Source organism: Rhodobacteraceae bacterium IMCC1335 (genome assembly GCA_039640495.1).
GTDB lineage: Bacteria > Pseudomonadota > Alphaproteobacteria > Rhodobacterales > Rhodobacteraceae > Thalassovivens.
Genome location: CP046864.1, coordinates 2047407 through 2068856, shown reverse-complemented (window position 1 = coordinate 2068856; position 21450 = coordinate 2047407). Strand labels below are relative to the sequence as shown.

General features: G+C 54.7%; 10 protein-coding genes and 2 pseudogenes. 4 read left to right on the top strand and 8 right to left on the bottom strand.

Annotated elements, in window-relative coordinates; genetic code table 11:
* Positions 1-17: 17 nt before the first annotated feature.
* Entirely contained in the window at positions 18-314 is a 297-nt protein-coding gene (locus GN241_09850; protein ID XAT57637.1) for a hypothetical protein, read from the bottom strand.
* Positions 315-384: 70 nt separating this feature from the next.
* On the opposite strand from GN241_09850, the gene GN241_09845 reads away from it, so the two are divergent.
* Positions 385-1656 carry a hypothetical protein gene (locus tag GN241_09845; GenBank protein ID XAT57636.1) on the top strand — a complete coding sequence of 424 codons (1272 nt, stop codon included), beginning with the start codon at positions 385-387 and terminating at the stop codon, positions 1654-1656.
* Between the two features lie 38 nt (positions 1657-1694).
* Here the strand turns inward: GN241_09845 and GN241_09840 are convergent, their stop codons facing one another.
* Positions 1695-1988: a hypothetical protein gene (locus GN241_09840; GenBank protein ID XAT57635.1), complete on the bottom strand. Its 294-nt coding sequence runs from the start codon at positions 1986-1988 to the stop codon at positions 1695-1697.
* A gap of 207 nt (positions 1989-2195) precedes the next feature.
* Entirely contained in the window at positions 2196-9917 is a 7722-nt protein-coding gene (locus GN241_09835; protein XAT57634.1) for a BapA prefix-like domain-containing protein, read from the bottom strand.
* A gap of 197 nt (positions 9918-10114) precedes the next feature.
* Between GN241_09835 and GN241_09830 the strand changes: the two are divergent.
* Positions 10115-10444: pseudogene (locus GN241_09830) on the top strand (transposase).
* A gap of 585 nt (positions 10445-11029) precedes the next feature.
* Here the strand turns inward: GN241_09830 and GN241_09825 are convergent.
* Positions 11030-13699 (bottom strand): PAS domain S-box protein, encoded by a 2670-nt coding sequence (locus GN241_09825; GenBank protein ID XAT57633.1) that lies wholly within the window; start codon positions 13697-13699, stop codon positions 11030-11032.
* 235 nt (positions 13700-13934) lie between these two features.
* Positions 13935-15284 carry an IS1380 family transposase gene (locus GN241_09820; protein XAT57632.1) on the bottom strand — a complete coding sequence of 450 codons (1350 nt, stop codon included), beginning with the start codon at positions 15282-15284 and terminating at the stop codon, positions 13935-13937.
* Between the two features lie 593 nt (positions 15285-15877).
* On the opposite strand from GN241_09820, the gene GN241_09815 reads away from it, so the two are divergent.
* A complete protein-coding gene (locus tag GN241_09815; protein XAT57631.1) occupies positions 15878-16885 on the top strand; it encodes an IS5 family transposase in 1008 nt (335 codons plus the stop codon).
* A 306-nt stretch (positions 16886-17191) separates the two neighbouring features.
* Positions 17192-17329 (top strand): annotated as a pseudogene (locus GN241_09810) (DDE-type integrase/transposase/recombinase).
* A 390-nt stretch (positions 17330-17719) separates the two neighbouring features.
* On the opposite strand, the gene GN241_09805 reads toward GN241_09810, so the two are convergent.
* The 3 genes from GN241_09805 to GN241_09795 form a co-directional block, all read right to left on the bottom strand.
* Entirely contained in the window at positions 17720-18748 is a 1029-nt protein-coding gene (locus GN241_09805; protein XAT57630.1) for an IS110 family transposase, read from the bottom strand.
* Positions 18749-19251: 503 nt separating this feature from the next.
* Positions 19252-20859 (bottom strand): recombinase family protein, encoded by a 1608-nt coding sequence (locus GN241_09800; GenBank protein ID XAT57629.1) that lies wholly within the window; start codon positions 20857-20859, stop codon positions 19252-19254.
* Entirely contained in the window at positions 20856-21251 is a 396-nt protein-coding gene (locus GN241_09795) for a DUF2924 domain-containing protein (GenBank protein XAT57628.1), read from the bottom strand. The genes GN241_09800 and GN241_09795 overlap by 4 nt, the downstream gene beginning before the upstream one ends.
* Between the last annotated feature and the right edge of the window lie 199 nt (positions 21252-21450).

Sequence of the window (21450 nt, the reverse complement as noted above, 5' to 3'; positions counted from 1 at the left end):
TACAAAGCAAAAGTGTATTACACCTCACGTTCGAACCATCCTTGCCATTTTGTCGCTTGCTTGGATATACTTTCAAGCTGGATGGTAAGCGCACCAATGTGCTTATGAGATATCGTCTTCAAAGACCATCCAGCTATGAGAAAACCCCGAAGAACCTCCACGCGGGCCCGCACTTCACGCAACAAGCGTGAAGCTTCGGTGCGCTCGGTCAATGAGGCTTTATCGGTTGTGTTCACCAAAATAATCAAGCGCATATTTGCTGATAACTCGTCTAAAATACCTTCGCCAAAAGAGTTTCTAAATGGGCGCGGCATATTCGCATGGACACCGTAGTAAAATTTTGTGATTTCCACCACGTCACTGAATATTTTAGGATGCTTGTACATGGGCTCAGATTGCGATTTTCAGGATATTGTCGCCGAGCTTTTTCGAAGTGCGGCTGATATCAACAAGACTGTGAGTACAAATGGTGCGCTGATCGATTTGCCCAAGATCATCATTCCTCTGGCGCAAACTTTGGCGACCGAATCCTATACGCCTGGGCGCTACACAATGTTTGTCGTTCCCAATCCAAAACCCAGAGAGATATTCGCACCGTCCCTTCCCGACCGGATTTGCCATAACTGGATTGTGCGCCAGCTCGAACCCTGGTGGGACAAACGCTTTATCGATGACAACTATGCCAATCGTCCGGAGCGGGGTACACTCGCAGCCAGCAGAAAACTCCAGACGTTGCTGCGCAAGCCGGATCATATTTGGTACTGTCAAATTGATATCAATGCCTTTTTTCCAAGCATCAACAAGTCGGTATTGCAAATCATACTCGAGCGTGATTTGGCACGGTGCCCCATGAGCGACAGACGTCGCTCTACTCTCTGGTCTGCTATCAAGGCAATTCTTGCCCATGACCCGACGAACCCGCCGCCGCGAAAAAGCGGCGATACCACCCTGCTGAAGCTTATTCCCTGCCACAAATCTCTGTATGGGTCTGCACCCGGATGCGGCTTGCCGATCGGCTGCCACACCAGCCAGTTCTTTGCCAACATCTATCTCAATGAGCTTGACCAATATGTCAAACACGAGTTGCGGCTTTCGGGATACGTCCGATACATGGATGATATTGTGTTTCTGGCAGATACCAGAGAAACGCTCGCCCAGCATAAAGCGGATATCGAAGCATTCCTGACCGACCGACTTCGTGTGCGGCTCAACCCCGCAAAAACGAGACTTCAGCGCTACGATCAGGGCATTCGCTTTGTTGGAAATATCCTCTACCCTTATCACAGTCACAAAAGCACCCAAACTGTGAAAGCGCTGCGACGCCGTTTGACGTATTTCAACCACGTCCTGGCTGCCGGGGCCGCTTTCCGCCGCATTCCACATATGGATGACCACTGGAGGTTGTGGTTTTCCGAGAACATTGCTTTCGAAGATACCGGGCAACCCACGCGAGCGCTTCTTGACCGTATGTTGGCGACCCTGAACAGCTATTATGGGCTCTTGCGACACACGAACAGTTACCAGATCCGCAAGACGTTCTACGATAAGGAATTCGCACTCCTCGTGCGTCATTTTCGACCTAAAAACGGCCAGTATACCTCGATGCGCATATACCCGAAACGCAACCGGGCAACCATTCCCAAGGATTGGGTGTGAGGCAGACGCGGACGCCTTTTCGTTGCTCGGGGGCAAACTCACACGACCTCCAGCGCGACATAGTTGTTGTTGCCGTCGGTTTTGCTGTTCGAGTTGCCGTTGTTCAAGTTCAGTTTCGCGTGCGACCCGGCGCCCGTCGACGTCGCCGACCAGTAGGTCTTGGACGCCCAGATCAACAGCTTTGCATCGCCACTTCTTGGCTCGCCTAAACGAACCAATTGCAGCCCAGAGACGCCAAAGGCGCGTACCGGACTACTTATGCCAAAACGAGATATCTCCCGTGGGCGATGCCAGCAACGTCCCCTAATGACCCCTTTTTCTTGCAGCCGCAACCACAGACCCATGAGGTGCCAGCCAATATGACCAGCGGGATGCGCAGACGCCTGCCTCACCATGTAAGCATTATAACCGCCCTGACCTGCTTGCAAGCTATTCTGCACAATATGACCAACGGAATTTCCCCTCGGCGCAAGACGCCGAGGGGAAAGCGCGCTAAAGCGCGCAGAACAAAATTCAAAAGCAAAAGCTCGGGGGCAAACTCACACGACCTCCAGCGCGACAAAGTAGTCGTTGCCGTCGGAAATGCTGCTCGAGGCGCCGTTGTTCAAGAGCAGCAGCGCGTGCGACCCGGCGCCCGTCGACGTCGCCGACCAGTAGGCGCTGGCCACCCAGCCAGGAGGAACGCCGGGGAGGGTTCCAGTGCCGTCAAAGGCATCCTTGATCGCCGCTAAGTCGTTAAGGACAGTCTGGTTTTCGGTTGGGCTGGCAACGGTTTCGAACGAATCAACATCTCCTATCGTTGGTGTCATGCCAAGAGTAGGTAGCCGCAAAGTGGTTCCGTCCTCCAGATTGATGGATCGGGTAGCTTCGGCATTCGTTGTATCCACCCCACCGTTGAACAGATCGTCCAACACGACGTGTGTAGTGTAGTCGGTCACGCCCCCAATCAAAGCAGCGTTCCCCACTCCATCTCCATTGCGATCCCAAAAGTAAAACGTGCGCACTTCTCCGTTGATCAACACTTCCACAGGCGCAATCAACTGGCCTCCAAAGGCTGTGCCGGAGAGATCAATCGTGGCAGGGGGAACTTCATCCGCAAGCGCCTGCACCTCAGGCACCGTATCCGCATCATCCGCATCAACCGCATCCACGGCCGCATTGGTCGCATTAAGGTTGGCCGCATCCACGCCGGTCACACCCGCGTCCGCATAGTCCTGCACCGTCGGCGCAGGCTGCGTGTTGTCGTTTGCATAGGCCGTGATCTTCGCCAGCGCCGTATCGGCAAGGGTGTTCGCCGCCGTCGCAAGCGCCTGCACCTCAGGCACCGTATCCGCATCAACCGCTGCAACCGCATCCACGGCCGCATTGGTCGCATTAAGGTTGGCCGCATCCACGCCGGTCACACCCGCGTCCGCATAGTCCTGCACCGTCGGCGCAGGCTGCGTGTTGTCCTTTGCATAGGCCGTGATCTTCGCCAGCGCCGTATCGGCAAGGGTGTTCGCCGCCGTCGCAAGCGCCTGCACCTCAGGCACCGTATCCGCATCAACCGCTGCAACCGCATCCACGGCCGCATTGGTCGCATTAAGGTTGGCCGCATCCACGCCGGTCACACCCGCGTCCGCATAGTCCTGCACCGTCGGCGCAGGCTGCGTGTTGTCCTTTGCATAGGCCGTGATCTTCGCCAGCGCCGTATCGGCAAGGGTGTTCGCCGCCGTCGCAAGCGCCTGCACCTCAGGCACCGTATCCGCATCAACCGCTGCAACCGCATCCACGGCCGCATTGGTCGCATTAAGGTTGGCCGCATCCACGCCGGTCACACCCGCGTCCGCATAGTCCTGCACCGTCGGCGCAGGCTGCGTGTTGTCGTTTGCATAGGCCGTGATCTTCGCCAGCGCCGTATCGGCAAGGGTGTTCGCCGCCGTCGCAAGCGCCTGCACCTCAGGCACCGTATCCGCATCAACCGCTGCAACCGCATCCACGGCCGCATTGGTCGCATTAAGGTTGGCCGCATCCACGCCGGTCACACCCGCGTCCGCATAGTCCTGCACCGTCGGCGCAGGCTGCGTGTTGTCGTTTGCATAGGCCGCGATCAAAGCGAGCGCCGTATCGGCAAGGGTGTTCGCCGCCGTCGCAAGCGCCTGCACCTCAGGCACCGTATCCGCATCAACCGCTGCAACCGCATCCACGGCCGCATTGGTCGCATTAAGGTTGGCCGCATCCACGCCGGTCACACCCGAGTCCGCATAGTCCTGCACCGTCGGCGCAGGCTGCGTGTTGTCGTTTGCATAGGCCGTGATCAAAGCGAGCGCCGTATCGGCAAGGGTGTTCGCCGCCGTCGCAAGCGCCTGCACCTCAGGCACCGTATCCGCATCATCCGCATCAACCGCATCCACGGCCGCATTGGTCGCATTAAGGTTGGCCGCATCCACGCCGGTCACACCCGCGTCCGCATAGTCCTGCACCGTCGGCGCAGGCTGCGTGTTGTCGTTTGCATAGGCCGTGATCTTCGCCAGCGCCGTATCGGCAAGGGTGTTCGCCGCCGTCGCAAGCGCCTGCACCTCAGGCACCGTATCCGCATCATCCGCATCAACCGCATCCACGGCCGCATTGGTCGCATTAAGGTTGGCCGCATCCACGCCGGTCACACCCGCGTCCGCATAGTCCTGCACCGTCGGCGCAGGCTGCGTGTTGTCGTTTGCATAGGCCGTGATCAAAGCGAGCGCCGTATCGGCAAGGGTGTTCGCCGCCGTCGCAAGCGCCTGCACCTCAGGCACCGTATCCGCATCAACCGCTGCAACCGCATCCACGGCCGCATTGGTCGCATTAAGGTTGGCCGCATCCACGCCGGTCACACCCGCGTCCGCATAGTCCTGCACCGTCGGCGCAGGCTGCGTGTTGTCGTTTGCATAGGCCGTGATCTTCGCCAGCGCCGTATCGGCAAGGGTGTTCGCCGCCGTCGCAAGCGCCTGCACCTCAGGCACCGTATCCGCATCAACCGCTGCAACCGCATCCACGGCCGCATTGGTCGCATTAAGGTTGGCCGCATCCACGCCGGTCACACCCGCGTCCGCATAGTCCTGCACCGTCGGCGCAGGCTGCGTGTTGTCGTTTGCATAGGCCGTGATCTTCGCCAGCGCCGTATCGGCAAGGGTGTTCGCCGCCGTCGCAAGCGCCTGCACCTCAGGCACCGTATCCGCATCAACCGCTGCAACCGCATCCACGGCCGCATTGGTCGCATTAAGGTTGGCCGCATCCACGCCGGTCACACCCGCGTCCGCATAGTCCTGCACCGTCGGCGCAGGCTGCGTGTTGTCGTTTGCATAGGCCGTGATCAAAGCGAGCGCCGTATCGGCAAGGGTGTTCGCCGCCGTCGCAAGCGCCTGCACCTCAGGCACCGTATCCGCATCAACCGCTGCAACCGCATCCACGGCCGCATTGGTCGCATTAAGGTTGGCCGCATCCACGCCGGTCACACCCGCGTCCGCATAGTCCTGCACCGTCGGCGCAGGCTGCGTGTTGTCCTTTGCATAGGCCGTGATCTTCGCCAGCGCCGTATCGGCAAGGGTGTTCGCCGCCGTCGCAAGCGCCTGCACCTCAGGCACCGTATCCGCATCAACCGCTGCAACCGCATCCACGGCCGCATTGGTCGCATTAAGGTTGGCCGCATCCACGCCGGTCACACCCGCGTCCGCATAGTCCTGCACCGTCGGCGCAGGCTGCGTGTTGTCGTTTGCATAGGCCGCGATCAAAGCGAGCGCCGTATCGGCAAGGGTGTTCGCCGCCGTCGCAAGCGCCTGCACCTCAGGCACCGTATCCGCATCAACCGCTGCAACCGCATCCACGGCCGCATTGGTCGCATTAAGGTTGGCCGCATCCACGCCGGTCACACCCGCGTCCGCATAGTCCTGCACCGTCGGCGCAGGCTGCGTGTTGTCGTTTGCATAGGCCGCGATCAAAGCGAGCGCCGTATCGGCAAGGGTGTTCGCCGCCGTCGCAAGCGCCTGCACCTCAGGCACCGTATCCGCATCAACCGCTGCAACCGCATCCACGGCCGCATTGGTCGCATTAAGGTTGGCCGCATCCACGCCGGTCACACCCGCGTCCGCATAGTCCTGCACCGTCGGCGCAGGCTGCGTGTTGTCGTTTGCATAGGCCGTGATCTTCGCCAGCGCCGTATCGGCAAGGGTGTTCGCCGCCGTCGCAAGCGCCTGCACCTCAGGCACCGTATCCGCATCAACCGCTGCAACCGCATCCACGGCCGCATTGGTCGCATTAAGGTTGGCCGCATCCACGCCGGTCACACCCGCGTCCGCATAGTCCTGCACCGTCGGCGCAGGCTGCGTGTTGTCGTTTGCATAGGCCGCGATCAAAGCGAGCGCCGTATCGGCAAGGGTGTTCGCCGCCGTCGCAAGCGCCTGCACCTCAGGCACCGTATCCGCATCAACCGCTGCAACCGCATCCACGGCCGCATTGGTCGCATTAAGGTTGGCCGCATCCACGCCGGTCACACCCGCGTCCGCATAGTCCTGCACCGTCGGCGCAGGCTGCGTGTTGTCGTTTGCATAGGCCGCGATCAAAGCGAGCGCCGTATCGGCAAGGGTGTTCGCCGCCGTCGCAAGCGCCTGCACCTCAGGCACCGTATCCGCATCAACCGCTGCAACCGCATCCACGGCCGCATTGGTCGCATTAAGGTTGGCCGCATCCACGCCGGTCACACCCGCGTCCGCATAGTCCTGCACCGTCGGCGCAGGCTGCGTGTTGTCGTTTGCATAGGCCGCGATCAAAGCGAGCGCCGTATCGGCAAGGGTGTTCGCCGCCGTCGCAAGCGCCTGCACCTCAGGCACCGTATCCGCATCAACCGCTGCAACCGCATCCACGGCCGCATTGGTCGCATTAAGGTTGGCCGCATCCACGCCGGTCACACCCGCGTCCGCATAGTCCTGCACCGTCGGCGCAGGCTGCGTGTTGTCGTTTGCATAGGCCGCGATCAAAGCGAGCGCCGTATCGGCAAGGGTGTTCGCCGCCGTCGCAAGCGCCTGCACCTCAGGCACCGTATCCGCATCAACCGCTGCAACCGCATCCACGGCCGCATTGGTCGCATTAAGGTTGGCCGCATCCACGCCGGTCACACCCGCGTCCGCATAGTCCTGCACCGTCGGCGCAGGCTGCGTGTTGTCGTTTGCATAGGCCGCGATCAAAGCGAGCGCCGTATCGGCAAGGGTGTTCGCCGCCGTCGCAAGCGCCTGCACCTCAGGCACCGTATCCGCATCAACCGCTGCAACCGCATCCACGGCCGCATTGGTCGCATTAAGGTTGGCCGCATCCACGCCGGTCACACCCGCGTCCGCATAGTCCTGCACCGTCGGCGCAGGCTGCGTGTTGTCGTTTGCATAGGCCGCGATCAAAGCGAGCGCCGTATCGGCAAGGGTGTTCGCCGCCGTCGCAAGCGCCTGCACCTCAGGCACCGTATCCGCATCAACCGCTGCAACCGCATCCACGGCCGCATTGGTCGCATTAAGGTTGGCCGCATCCACGCCGGTCACACCCGCGTCCGCATAGTCCTGCACCGTCGGCGCAGGCTGCGTGTTGTCGTTTGCATAGGCCGTGATCTTCGCCAGCGCCGTATCGGCAAGGGTGTTCGCCGCCGTCGCAAGCGCCTGCACCTCAGGCACCGTATCCGCATCAACCGCTGCAACCGCATCCACGGCCGCATTGGTCGCATTAAGGTTGGCCGCATCCACGCCGGTCACACCCGCGTCCGCATAGTCCTGCACCGTCGGCGCAGGCTGCGTGTTGTCGTTTGCATAGGCCGCGATCAAAGCGAGCGCCGTATCGGCAAGGGTGTTCGCCGCCGTCGCAAGCGCCTGCACCTCAGGCACCGTATCCGCATCAACCGCTGCAACCGCATCCACGGCCGCATTGGTCGCATTAAGGTTGGCCGCATCCACGCCGGTCACACCCGCGTCCGCATAGTCCTGCACCGTCGGCGCAGGCTGCGTGTTGTCGTTTGCATAGGCCGCGATCAAAGCGAGCGCCGTATCGGCAAGGGTGTTCGCCGCCGTCGCAAGCGCCTGCACCTCAGGCACCGTATCCGCATCAACCGCTGCAACCGCATCCACGGCCGCATTGGTCGCATTAAGGTTGGCCGCATCCACGCCGGTCACACCCGCGTCCGCATAGTCCTGCACCGTCGGCGCAGGCTGCGTGTTGTCGTTTGCATAGGCCGTGATCAAAGCGAGCGCCGTATCGGCAAGGGTGTTCGCCGCCGTCGCAAGCGCCTGCACCTCAGGCACCGTATCCGCATCAACCGCTGCAACCGCATCCACGGCCGCATTGGTCGCATTAAGGTTGGCCGCATCCACGCCGGTCACACCCGCGTCCGCATAGTCCTGCACCGTCGGCGCAGGCTGCGTGTTGTCGTTTGCATAGGCCGTGATCTTCGCCAGCGCCGTATCGGCAAGGGTGTTCGCCGCCGTCGCAAGCGCCTGCACCTCAGGCACCGTATCCGCATCAACCGCTGCAACCGCATCCACGGCCGCATTGGTCGCATTAAGGTTGGCCGCATCCACGCCGGTCACACCCGCGTCCGCATAGTCCTGCACCGTCGGCGCAGGCTGCGTGTTGTCGTTTGCATAGGCCGTGATCTTCGCCAGCGCCATATCGGCAAGGGTGTTCGCCGCCGTCGCAAGCGCCTGCACCTCAGGCACCGTATCCGCATCAACCGCTGCAACCGCATCCACGGCCGCATTGGTCGCATTAAGGTTGGCCGCATCCACGCCGGTCACACCCGCAGCGGCGTAATCCGCTTCTGTTGGGGCTGGGTTTGTGTTGTTATCCGCATAGGCCGCGATCAAAGCGAGCGCCGTATCGGCAAGGGTGTTCGCCGCCGTCGCAAGCGCCTGCACCTCAGGCACCGTATCCGCATCAACCGCTGCAACCGCATCCACGGCCGCATTGGTCGCATTAAGGTTGGCCGCATCCACGCCGGTCACACCCGCGTCCGCATAGTCCTGCACCGTCGGCGCAGGCTGCGTGTTGTCGTTTGCATAGGCCGTGATCTTCGCCAGCGCCGTATCGGCAAGGGTGTTCGCCGCCGTCGCAAGCGCCTGCACCTCAGGCATCGTATCCGCATCAACCGCTGCAACCGCATCCACGGCCGCATTGGTCGCATTAAGGTTGGCCGCATCCACGCCGGTCACACCCGCGTCCGCATAGTCCTGCACCGTCGGCGCAGGCTGCGTGTTGTCGTTTGCATAGGCCGTGATCTTCGCCAGCGCCGTATCGGCAAGGGTGTTCGCCGCCGTCGCAAGCGCCTGCACCTCAGGCACCGTATCCGCATCAACCGCTGCAACCGCATCCACGGCCGCATTGGTCGCATTAAGGTTGGCCGCATCCACGCCGGTCACACCCGCGTCCGCATAGTCCTGCACCGTCGGCGCAGGCTGCGTGTTGTCGTTTGCATAGGCCGTGATCTTCGCCAGCGCCGTATCGGCAAGGGTGTTCGCCGCCGTCGCAAGCGCCTGCACCTCAGGCACCGTATCCGCATCAACCGCTGCAACCGCATCCACGGCCGCATTGGTCGCATTAAGGTTGGCCGCATCCACGCCGGTCACACCCGCGTCCGCATAGTCCTGCACCGTCGGCGCAGGCTGCGTGTTGTCGTTTGCATAGGCCGCGATCAAAGCGAGCGCCGTATCGGCAAGGGTGTTCGCCGCCGTCGCAAGCGCCTGCACCTCAGGCACCGTATCCGCATCAACCGCTGCAACCGCATCCACGGCCGCATTGGTCGCATTAAGGTTGGCCGCATCCACGCCGGTCACACCCGCGTCCGCATAGTCCTGCACCGTCGGCGCAGGCTGCGTGTTGTCGTTTGCATAGGCCGCGATCAAAGCGAGCGCCGTATCGGCAGGCGAGGAAGCAGTCGCTCCGCCACTCCCTGCAAGCCCGCCAACCGCAAGCACGCCCAACCCCGCTGCAAAAAGTCCAGACTCAGCCACACCTTCAAGTGGCGCCACTAAGCCCTCAAAGACAAGCTCGCTAATGGCTCCAGATGCGTCTGCGATGAAAAACCCCTCAACGACGATCTGCTCGCCATTGGTTAAGGTCACAACAAGATCATCTCCAACCCTAACACTAGACGCAATGTCGGACCTATCTATACCAAGATTAACTTTTGACGGGCCATCAAGAAAAACCCGATCTGTGCCCTTATCAAAGGTTGTCTGCTTTGAGGTCAAACGAGATACGATGGTGATATTCATGACGGCTACCCTTGATACGTTAATTGATTTTGCAATAATTGATTTTGTAATAATTTATTTTGTAACGCCTATACCCAAAATCAATTTACTTTGCAATACCAGGTGTCGCTAACTGTCGCTAACACGCTATATGTCCGGTTGATGTAACAAGCGATCTGTCCGGTAAGATCCTTCTTTTGAGAGGAGGGGCTATGAGAGACTTGGCCGAATGGCTGGAAGATCACAAAATGGACCACGTTCGGGGTGCCCCGTTCCACCCGCAGACCCAGGGCAAGATCGAGCGTTGGCATAAGACCATGAAGAACCGGGTTCTGCTAGAGAACTACTATCTACCCGGCGATCTCGAACGTCAGATCGGGGCTTTCGTCGATTACTACAACAACCAGCGATACCACGAGAGCCTGAACAACGTCACACCCGCCGACGTCTACTTCGGGCGCGACAAAGCCATCATCAGAGAAAGGGCGAAGATCAAGAAACTGACAATCCAGAAACGCCGCTTGCAACATCAAAAACAGGCTGCATAATCAATCACGCAACCGAACCAGAGCCTCCAATGCTCAAGCCGCTCTGATGTCCCATTTTATTTGACGACGGACATCCCCTTAGATGTGCTGGGGGTATTGGCGGATTCAATCCAGAAAATGCAGGAAACCGAGAAACTTATTCTTGGTCCCGCGCGCGCCAGGGTTTGACTTTGGGACGTTCGAGCGTGCATGGACTTCGTTCAAAAAATCACGAACATGACCAACAGTAGCTGAGATTTCCTGTCCAACGGCTTGTCTGATCTGGACGGGAAAGGTAAAATCACGCCAATGAGACTAGGTATTTGATCCCATGGTTTGATGGTTGGCTACGAGCCAATTGATCGCTTATGACCCATCTACCCCAGCTATTGGACCGCTGGGATTACGATAGAAACGGAAATTTAAATCCACAATCAATATCTGCTGGCGATGATCGACTAACACTATTTTTTGTTTGTCCTAAACATGGAAACTATAAGCACACAAACACCAGATCTGACAATAACTCTGCTGCCGCTCGTACGTAGGTGAAAGAAAGTGTTGCAGCAACCGGTTTAATCTATCACGAACCTATTTTAGGAGGGATTACTGATTTTGGTATTCTGAAATAGAGTGCTTCAAAAATTTTGCGGTCTTTTTTGCATCTGTCAAAAATTTCTCAATTTTATATTCATCTTTCTCAACAGCTGCTTTTTGGACATCTCGCAGGGTCTTCGCAAAGTTTTCGGCGCCTAGCATAGCGGCACCACCGGCAACCTTATGCGCCAGGGATGCAAGGTCTCTCGCCTTTAGGTTTTGAGCTTGGACAAAAAAATCACCAATCTGTTGATCTAATTTTCTATATTGCTCCTTGAGAGCATCTCGACCGAGAAGGGATTCGAGTTCAGCTACCATTGAAGGGGTGAGATCATCTTGGGTACTAAGATCATCTACGTGTTCAGTTTTCTTGGTATTTTCAACTGCAATCAACGAAGTAACACGATTGAAAATGACCTGCCTAAGCTTGTCTTTTTGAAATGGCTTGGTCACCAAGCTGTTTGTCCCAGCCATAAGTTTTTCAAATGCCATCGCATCTTCTGTTACAGCGCCCCCCGTCATGAATAAAAATTGCTCCTTCTTGGCGCCCTGAGCGCACATAGACTCAAAAAATGCATTTCCATCTATATCGGGCATCATTATATCGCTTAGAATAACGTCCGGTTTTTCGCCTTTTTTAAATGCAGTGAGAGCCATTCTGGCATCTGAGTAACTACTGACCAAAAATACTTCTTCCAGCATTTTTGTAATAAGATTTAGTACTAATGTATCATCATCGACGACCATTAATGCTGGGGTATAGTTTAAAGTCTCTAACATCTTTTCTGTAGTTTGAAATTCTTCTGGACTAAAAGAAACTTGCTTCGCGAACGGTATTAAAATTGTGACCCGTGTGTAATTCCCCAACTCAGATTCGATTTCAATTGATCCTTTGACCTCATTTAAAATTCGCCGACAGATCGATAGCCCAAGACCTGTACCACCACTTTTAGTTCTTTTCGTAAAAAAGGGCTCCCAAATCCGTTTCAGATCTTCAAAATTAATCCCCTCACCATTGTCCAAAATAACTATCTGCGCATAACCTGCATTTTTCTCAACACTTATTTTTATCTCGTTAAACTTACTATCGCATTTTTTAAAAGCCCGGGCGGAGTTACTTAAGATATTGAGAATAATCTGTGATAACCTGGCAGAAGATAATGCTACTTGTGGTACCTGAGGCAGATCCATAATCAAGCTAGAGCTATGCCTAAGGTCCGACATCGCAACCCTAGATGCTATTCGGATGACTTCGCAGGGATCGCAGCAGGTTTGACTTTCATCACTTTGGCTTAGGGCTTTTAGATCAGTGACTATTTCTTTTACCAATTGGCTGCCCGTAATAGCTGATGAAATCGTTTCTTCTATTTCTGGGTCGGAGATGCCCAGCTTTTTGATTGATGTTTTAAGAATTTCTAAATTTCCAAGCACATAAGTTAATGGATTGTTGATTTCATGCGCTACTCCGGCTGCTAGTGTCCCCATTGACGCCATATGTGATGATAATTGGAGCTGCGCGTCGCGTTCTCTTATATCTCTCTCTAGTTGAACGCGGTCAGAAATGTCGCGGAAAACTCCTAGAATTCTGGTTTTTCCTTCAAGTTCAATAAGGCTCGAGCTGATTTCTGCCGGCACTTCCACGCCGTCAACGCGCAAGATGGGAACATAGATTGTGTCACGTTTGTTTTGCATTAATGCTTTGATATGATCAGCGAACGCGAGCTTCGCTTCTTCGCTTAAAACGAGAGGGTGAAGTTTTGATTGATGTAATCCAACTAGATCAGAAATAGGTTTCCCCCAAAGGCGCTCTGCGGGTTGATTTGCCTCCAAAATAAAACCAGTGTCTATATCTGCTAAAAGTGCTGCATCATTCATTTGGTGAAAAAGAACTGTAAACCGTTTCTCGGTATCCTCTAAACGTTGCTCGACTTTTTGCATCAAAGTGCGGTCGGTCAGGCTTCCCACAAACAAAACAGGCGTGCCTTCTTTGTTTCGAAGTGCAGTTCCATTTGCCATAAAATGCCGGTAGGTGTTGTTTGCCCCTTTTAAACGCATTTCTACGTTCCTGTAAGGAATTTTGAAGGTGAAGTGGCTATTAATAGCCTGTTCCACTCGATCTCTATCTAGTGGGTCTATTAACTCAACAAACGCTTCAATATTTTTTGGAGATTCATTTTCACTTACACCTACAATTTCGCGTGTCCGTTTGGACCACTCAATTTGGTCTCGAATAATATCCCAAATCCAATATCCGTCAACAGAGTGTTCTAAAAACGCCTTGAATGCTTGATTCTGGGTTCTGGCCTCTTGTTCGGATATTGCCGATGACAGTAATGTGTTTGCGGAGGCCCATTCTTCACACACCAATAAATCAAAACTACTATCAAATGTCAGGTTATTTGCGACCTCTGCATCTTTTACCAATAATAGTTTACGAAACAAAATAGTATTTTTTTTATGTTTTTTAAGTGCATTCCAATAATGTACAACGTCTTCTTTTCTATTGATTGAAAAAACAAGAAGAACGCCATTGTTTAGTTCGGTTAAATTCAGGTCAGAAAAATCTTCAAGCGATATGGTTTCAATTTTCGCTATTTTTCCAATAGCCTGCTGAACAAACGACTTGATTCCCTGGTCCAAGCCAATATAAACAATTAAACACTCAACAAAATTTACCATAAACCTACCCTAAACCGACATTCCCCAAGTAGAACACCGACCAATTGATCTTGATGCCGTTTTGCATCCAGATCAAGCCTTTTGGGCACGCAGTGCCGATGTCTGGGCATTCTGCGCGCGAGTTGAGCGTGATTTCTGGCTTCGATGGCAGGGTTGATCCGGATTTTAGGCTGATCAACATTCGCATGGACAGACCAATCGAGCCATTTTCGTTCAGGTTTTTTCACTGGAACCGTCATGCAGGAACCGGTGGCGAGCGCAGGCGATGGATGGCAGCGATGATACGGGTGAATAGATTGCCGCTGACCGCCACCTCAGCGAGTTGGAACGTGATGGCCCGAGCATGTCGAACCACCCTAGCTCCAATCTTGATCAGCCGGGTTTGCAAGCTGGTTAGAGACCAGTCGGCCATCTCTTTGGGAAGGTCCGTGCCTTGCAGGAAGACACCCAGATTGTAGGCCAGTGCTTGAAGCTGAAGGCGGACCTCGTTTTGCGCCATGCCCTTGCAGGACAATCGCGTCCAGTTGATAGCTTGCTTGCCTTCCTTGATGTACTGCTCGGCGGTGCCGCGTCGATTGTAGAAGCGGGTGACCTCGTCCGGCTCCATCGGCAGGTTGGTGAGGACAAAGCCGACACGCGGGAACAATTCGCCGGGATGCCACTCGACCTTGGCGATAACGCGGCGAGGCTTGTCCCAGGACACCGCCTGATACTCAAAGTCACCGTAGATACGCTTCACGCCTTTTGGCGGACGACCCACCGGGCGCTTGAGCAGATGCGCAATCCTGCCCTGAAGAACACGATTGGTGCGCAGGCGAATGGCATAGTAGTATCTTTCCGCTTCCAGAGTTTTGTATAGCTCCGGGATGGCGAAGGCCGCATCCCCCCGGAAGAACCGCATCAGGTGACGATCCGCATATCGCGCAATGACGGGCTTCAGAACCTCTTCCCATCCATCCGCGCTGTGCACATTACCGGGGCGCAGAGCGCAGCGTTCGAGATGGCTGAACTGGTTGAAAACGAACAGCGGGTGATAACACATGCAGCCGAAATGCCCGTTCCAGGCCGTGCCCTCCTGCGCTCCGTGGGTTGGACTGACCGAGCTATCCATATCCAGCGTGATCCACTTGGGCGGTTTGCGTTCGTGAACACGGTCGATCCATTGCCCCGGCAGATCAGTCAGCGCAGTGCGGTTACCGGCCGCCGTCAGCACCTCTGTCTCGAACCGTCCCATCTGGCTTGCTGACGCGGCCTTGGCATCAACGGCCCGTCCTCCGACCACCTGCCGCATCACTGGATCGAGCGCCAGACGATCCGCATCATTCACATCATCGTACCCGGCCAGCCGACCAAAGACCGACTGTCGCAACAGGCCGACCAGTGAGTGCAGACGATTGTGACCAGTGCGGGTGTCACTCAGAACGCCGCCCGCAATGTCGTGCAGGCCAAGTACCTCGTCCAGTTCCCGAAACAACAGCAGACCACCGTCCGGACTGATCTTTGATCCATGAAATTCCAGCCGCACGCGACGGTCAAATCCAAGCCGCGCACCAACCGTTTCGCTTGCACCCTTTGGGTGATCCATGATCCGCCGCCTTCAGCCCAATTAACATGCTGAAATATAACACATTAGTGGCTTCCAAAGGCGCGAAAACATCGGACTACTTGGGGAATGCGGGTTGATGCAGCGCAGAGCTCCGCTTTGCTGCGCGACGGCCGCCTTGGACACGAGAGAGAGTTCGTTGCCTGCGTCACTCCCTCCGCCACTAAGTCAATAATATCAATGACTTAGTGTAAATTTTATAACATACCCATTATCCTACCCATCTAAAGTAAATGTGGTCGTTTATCATTAATCTTGTAGTATTTTATGGTTATGGGGGTAGGGACCGAGGTTGTGCACCCCCACCCCATGTCAATATGTATTGCTTTTATCCAAACTTAGAAAAATTCATTAACTAAGATTAATAGCATCAAGTGCATTTGCTTTCATTGTTTTATTCAATGAACCAATTTCTCCGGTCTTGATCTGGAATATTTGGATGGAAATGGGACTCTTAATTACGTCATATCCGCAAGAAATAATTCCTAAAAATAAAAAAGACCTCTGCGTAACGACGGGATTCCCTGAACTGTCTGGAGCTTGTATGGTTTTCGCAGTTTTTCGAGGATGTTTTCATGGACCTATTTTTGCGTGAAGCGGTGGATCGGATTGGGGTCGATGATGCCTTGGCCAAGATTGATGCGCTGATGGATTGGTCGTCGTTTTCGCCCATTCTCAAACGCGGTCTTGGACGTTCCGGTGTCGGCCCCCAAGGTTATGATCCACTGGTCCTGTTCAAGTGCCTGCTGATTGGACAATGGCACGGTCTGAGCGACCCCAAGCTGGAGCGGGCGCTGAAGGTTCGGCTGGATTTCATGATCTTTTGCGGGCTCAATCTGCACGCTCCCGTACCGGATGAGACGACCCATTGTCGCTTTCGCAACGCCTTGGTGAAAGGTGGTGTTTACGACGATCTTCTGGCTGAGGTTTGCCGTCAGATCGAGGCGCATGGGCTGAAGCTGAAGGAGGCCGAGGCCGCGATCATCGACGCGACTTTGGTGGAAAGCGCTGCCCGGCCCCGCACCCATATCGACGCGCCCGAAGATCGGGCCGAAGGCGAAGCCCCGGATGATCCGCAGATGTATTACAGCGCCGATCCGGATGCGCGTTGGGTAAAGAAGGGGGCCAAATCCACACTCGGCTACAAGGCCTTTGCCCGCACGGATGAGGAAGGATTTGTCGATAAGGTCCACACCACCCCTGCCAACCAGGCCGAGAGCCCCCAATTTGAAACCATGATCGAAGGCGCGAAAGCACAGCGCGTGCTGGCGGACAAGGCCTATGCAAGCAAGGCCAACCGCGCCAGTTTGCGTGACAAACACCGCGACGGGATCATGAGGAAGGCGGCGCGCAATCGTCCGCTGCGGGCCTCAGAAAAGCGCTTCAACAAGCTGATTTCCAAACGCCGGTTTCGGGTAGAGCAATGCTTCGGCACCATGAAACGTCTCTTTGGCTTGCACCGCGCACGCTACTTTGGCGTCACCAAAACCCACGCCCAACTGGCGATGGCGGCAATCGGGCAAAACCTGCTCAAGGCCGCAAACAAAATAACCCTCAACCCGCAAACCCTCGCAATCGCATAACCAAACCCTCAAACGCTTTGCGTCCGCTGAAAACTCTGCGCGACAAGACGAATGATCAAACTTCCGAAAAGCCAAAATCCAAGCCCGTTATGCAGACGTCTTTAAAAGTTATGGCAGGTGCCATTTTGCCAATTTCAGAGATGTCACGAAAGTACCTTATATTATAGTGGTTTCGTGACATCACCACGGGCAACCTCACGTCTGCTAAATCCCGATATTTGAAAAAAGGTAAGATTTGGGATTAACGATACTTGAATAATTACTATTGGAGTTTCGTGTCGATGAAACTTGACCCTTTTCCATTGCAGTTATGTAACCAAGCGTCAGGGCCGCAAAGCAGCTTTGGTATTCCTAAAGAAAATCATGAAGCGATATGGAAGTCCACATCAAATAGTGACAGACAGATTGAAATCGTATCGCGCAGCTATGAAGGTAATTGGGAATCAAGCGGTTCAAGATGTCGGTGGCCGAAAGAACAATTCACGCCTCGTTTCACAATCTGTTCAACTCACAAAGGTCACTCTCAAAACGCAGTACTTTCAAGCTAAACCGTGACGCTGCTCTTCTGTGGTTGCCGCCCGTAATGCAAGAAGTTTTCTACCTTTCTAGCGCGTGATCGAGTGCGGTCTTCTGTAAGGCCTTGAGATGTGGGCTTTTCAAAAGCCGCAGGCCGGTATGGTGATCTGCGGATCGGGTCCAAATCTTACCGTCGTGCTTGTTGCACTGAGAGCAGCCCTGGTTTTCCCACTCCGGATCTGTTCGATCGTTTTGCCCATTCAGGTCGTCGTCTTCTCACACCCCCTTGGCACCGCCGCTAGCGTCTAGACATACATATCATGCCACAACTGCCAGCGCCGGATCCCTGTAATTCTCGTTCTTCGTCAGCATCGCCCAGATCTGTCGGGCCATCTTGTTGGCCAACGCTATGGCGACCAGCATTTTGGGCTTGCGTGCCAACATCCGCGACAGCCAGCTGCCTGCCGGAATCGTTCGTCGTCCAAGCCAGGTCAATCGCGACATTGCCCCAATGATCAGAAGGCGTCGGATATCTGCCTGGCCTGCCTTGGTCATCCGCCCTAAACGCTCCTTGCCGCCAGAGGAATGCTGCTTGGGGACGAGCCCCAGCCAAGCTGCAAAGTCACGACCGGTTTTGAACTGCGCCATGTCGGGGCCGAACGCTTCCACCGCGACGGCCGTGAGCGGTCCAACACCAGGCATGGTCTGAAGCCGGCGCGCCTTGTCTGACTGCGCGGCTAATGTTTTCAGTTTCGCGGTACGCTCGATGATACGTGCTGTTTTCTCTGCAATCTGCGCCAGTAGGTCCTTGCACTCCTCTCGAATGAGCATTGGCAGGCCAGAGATCTCGTCCTCAATAAGCGCTGTCATGCGATTGAGGTGACGTATCCCAGCAGGAAAAACATGGCCGTGCTCATACAAAAGTGCGCGCAGCGCGTTCACATCAGCGGTCCGCTGATGCACCAGGCGTTCCCGGCCGCGGAACACCGCTGCGCGAGATTGCTGCTCGATGGTCTTGGGTTCAACAAAACGCATCTCGGGCTGGCGTGCCGCGATCACGATCGCCTCGGCGTCGGCCGCATCATTTTTCTGGCGCTTCACAAACGGGCGTACATATTGCGGTGCGATCAGCCTCACCTCGTGGTCAAGCGCTTCCATTTCACGCGCCCAATAGTGAGCGCTCCCACAGGCTTCAAAGATGACCAAGCTTGGCTCTTGCAGCGCCATAAACGCACTGAATTGCTTTCGGCTCAGTTTCTTTCGGTAGAGCACTTCGCCTGTTTGCGAAGCTCCGTGAACCTGGAAAACATTCTTTGCCAGATCGACCCCAATCATCATATTCTGCATCTTGCCGTCCTCCTCTTCGTGTGGCGTTCAACACCACAATATTGGCACATTGCGATGCCGTCTGGGGAGGGCGGCAACCATCCCATCTCACCGAGTGGCGCTCGTTAGCGTTCTCATAGAAAGGGCCGTTAATCGATTGCTGATGCTTAGGCTACTTAGTCTGACAGCACCGCCACCACATCCTCATCATTCCTGTTGTTGTTATTTTTGGCACTATTCCTGCGCAAGATCAGGGATTTACAACAGCATTTTGCGACTGATGCAGCACATCACCTCTCATTTCAGCGATAATTTCGGCTAAACCTCAGCCGGTGATTTGCCGAGGGTAGGTTTTCCCTGCTTTTCGGTATTAACAGGGAATTTAACAGGGAATTTAACAGGGAATTTTTCTTTTTTTGATGTTTTGAAACGCCAAAATGTAAGAGAAAACCTAATGTTTATTGGAGTTTTATAAAACTGACCTCAAAAAATAACAGGGAAATTAATTGTCCGTAATAGGGAATTCAGCTCAAAAACAGGGCCTGTTGGTCAGACCAATCAAGGGGCAGATCATGCCGGGTGAGCATCTTGATTGTAAGGTCTCTATTACTCGTACCGTCTACAATTGCTTGGAGAAGATTAGGCGATAAAAAGGCAAGGCGTATGCGCTTCCAAATCATGCCCTCAGGAATATTATGGGCTTGCATAATGTCGGATACAGACTGGCCTGCCTTGATCTCCTCCACCCACGCCTGGGCTGTTACAATAGCTCTTATAAGGGCGTGATTGGGCTCTCCCTTGTAGCCAACCCAGGTGAGCTTGGTCCCATTCGTACGCTTGCGAAGCGTGACAGGTTCTTCAATACGTAAGAGCTCTAAATCCAGCTTGCTGATTTCTGTTTTGATAAGTGCGGCTACTTTCTCAACATCAAGCTGGATACTTGCCTTCGTCTCACTGAGATCAACCCGCTTGATTAAATCCAGTATGGCTTTTGTATCCAAATGCTCTAACCGATTTTTGATCTCAACCAACGCATGGGGCTTGATCTGCGGCGCCAACCTGAACTGGGTGAGTGCTTCGATTAACCGTGTTCTGACAACATCACTCAGCAATTGCTCCAGCATATCTGCCCGCAGGCGCCAGCCGGTCGGATCAGTACCACCTGATATGAGCCGGTTGGAGTAGTAATATCGTATAACCCGACCAGAGGACTTCTTGGACCGGGACGGCGTTAATCTGTCCCCAGTCTCATCATAGACTTTGCCAACCAGAAAGGCAGAATGCCCACGACAGGGATGTTTGCCCCGCTTGATCACTGACCTCTTTTGCAGCTGCTCCTGAACCCGATCAAATTGATCTTGCTCAATGATTGCATCATGCAATCCCTCATAGACTTTCGTCTTATGTTTAATCTTTCCTATATAGATGGGATTGATCAGAATATTGTGTATCCGCCCACGGCTCCAGTTTCTCTCTGGCCAGAGCGTATCTATGGCACGCTTTACCTTACTCAGACATCCAAGCTGCTCATAGAGATCATAGACATGCCGAATATCAGGCGATCGCTCTGCACATATCTCCAAAGACTGTATCTTTGGATCTGAGTGCACTTTATAGCCCCAGGGCACCATACCCCCCATCCACATGCCTTTCTTCTTGGAGGCTGCGATCTTATCGCGTATGCGCTCTGCTGTGACCTCTCGCTCAAACTGGGCAAAAGATAAGAGGACATTGAGAGTAAGCCGTCCCATGGATGAGGAGGTATTAAAGGATTGCGTCACAGAGACAAAAGAACAGCCCTTGGCCTCTAAACAATCAATGAGCTTTGCAAAGTCAGATAAAGACCGTGTGAGCCTATCTATCTTATAGACCACAATCATATCGATAAGACCGCTCTCTACGTCAGCAAGCAAAGCCGATAGAGCAGGGCGCTCTAGCGTCCCCCCAGAAATACCGCCATCATCAAAGCGCTTCCTTACCATCTTCCAGCCTTCATGGCGCTGTGAGGCAATATAGGCGTTGCAGGCTTCATGCTGTGCATCCAGAGAGTTGAACTCTTGATCAAGACCTTCATCAGAGCTTTTGCGGGTATAGACAGCTGCGCGCACTACGGGCTTTCCAAGGACGCTCATGGGCGTACCCCAAAGAACTGATAGCCCGAGACATTATAGCCAGTAATAGAGCGTGCTGTGTGGGAGAGGGACTTAAAGCTCTGATCCTTCCACACAAAGCGCCCGTCATCACCCACTTCAATCACATGGGTGATCCCATGATACTCGCGCACAAAGCGGCTTCCGGGTTTAAAGGCAGGCCAAACCACATCGCGCCGGGCTGCGCTCTTGAGCTTACCGTCAAGTCGCTTGGTATATCCGCCCACAGTGTCCAGCTGATAGGTATGACTGAGGATCTGCACCATCAGGGGCCGACTTAAGTGCTTCGGAGGAGGGCGGCCCACTACCTCTCGCCACTCAGACATCAGCGCCTCGCGCGAGGCAGTTGCCAAACCATCTAAATCAAGTCTCATGTTCTACTCCGTACATCATCTCGCACTGAGTAGAGCCCGACGGTATTCGGGCGCAGCTACACACAGGCTTGCAGAGCAAGAAAAGTCCAGTGGAAAGAATGTTTCATGACAGCAGAGATCTCTGAAAAGTCATACTCTTAGATATGCGTTGTAGCTCTGCCTAAAAAGACCAGAGAACTAAAAAATTACGCTGCTGTTT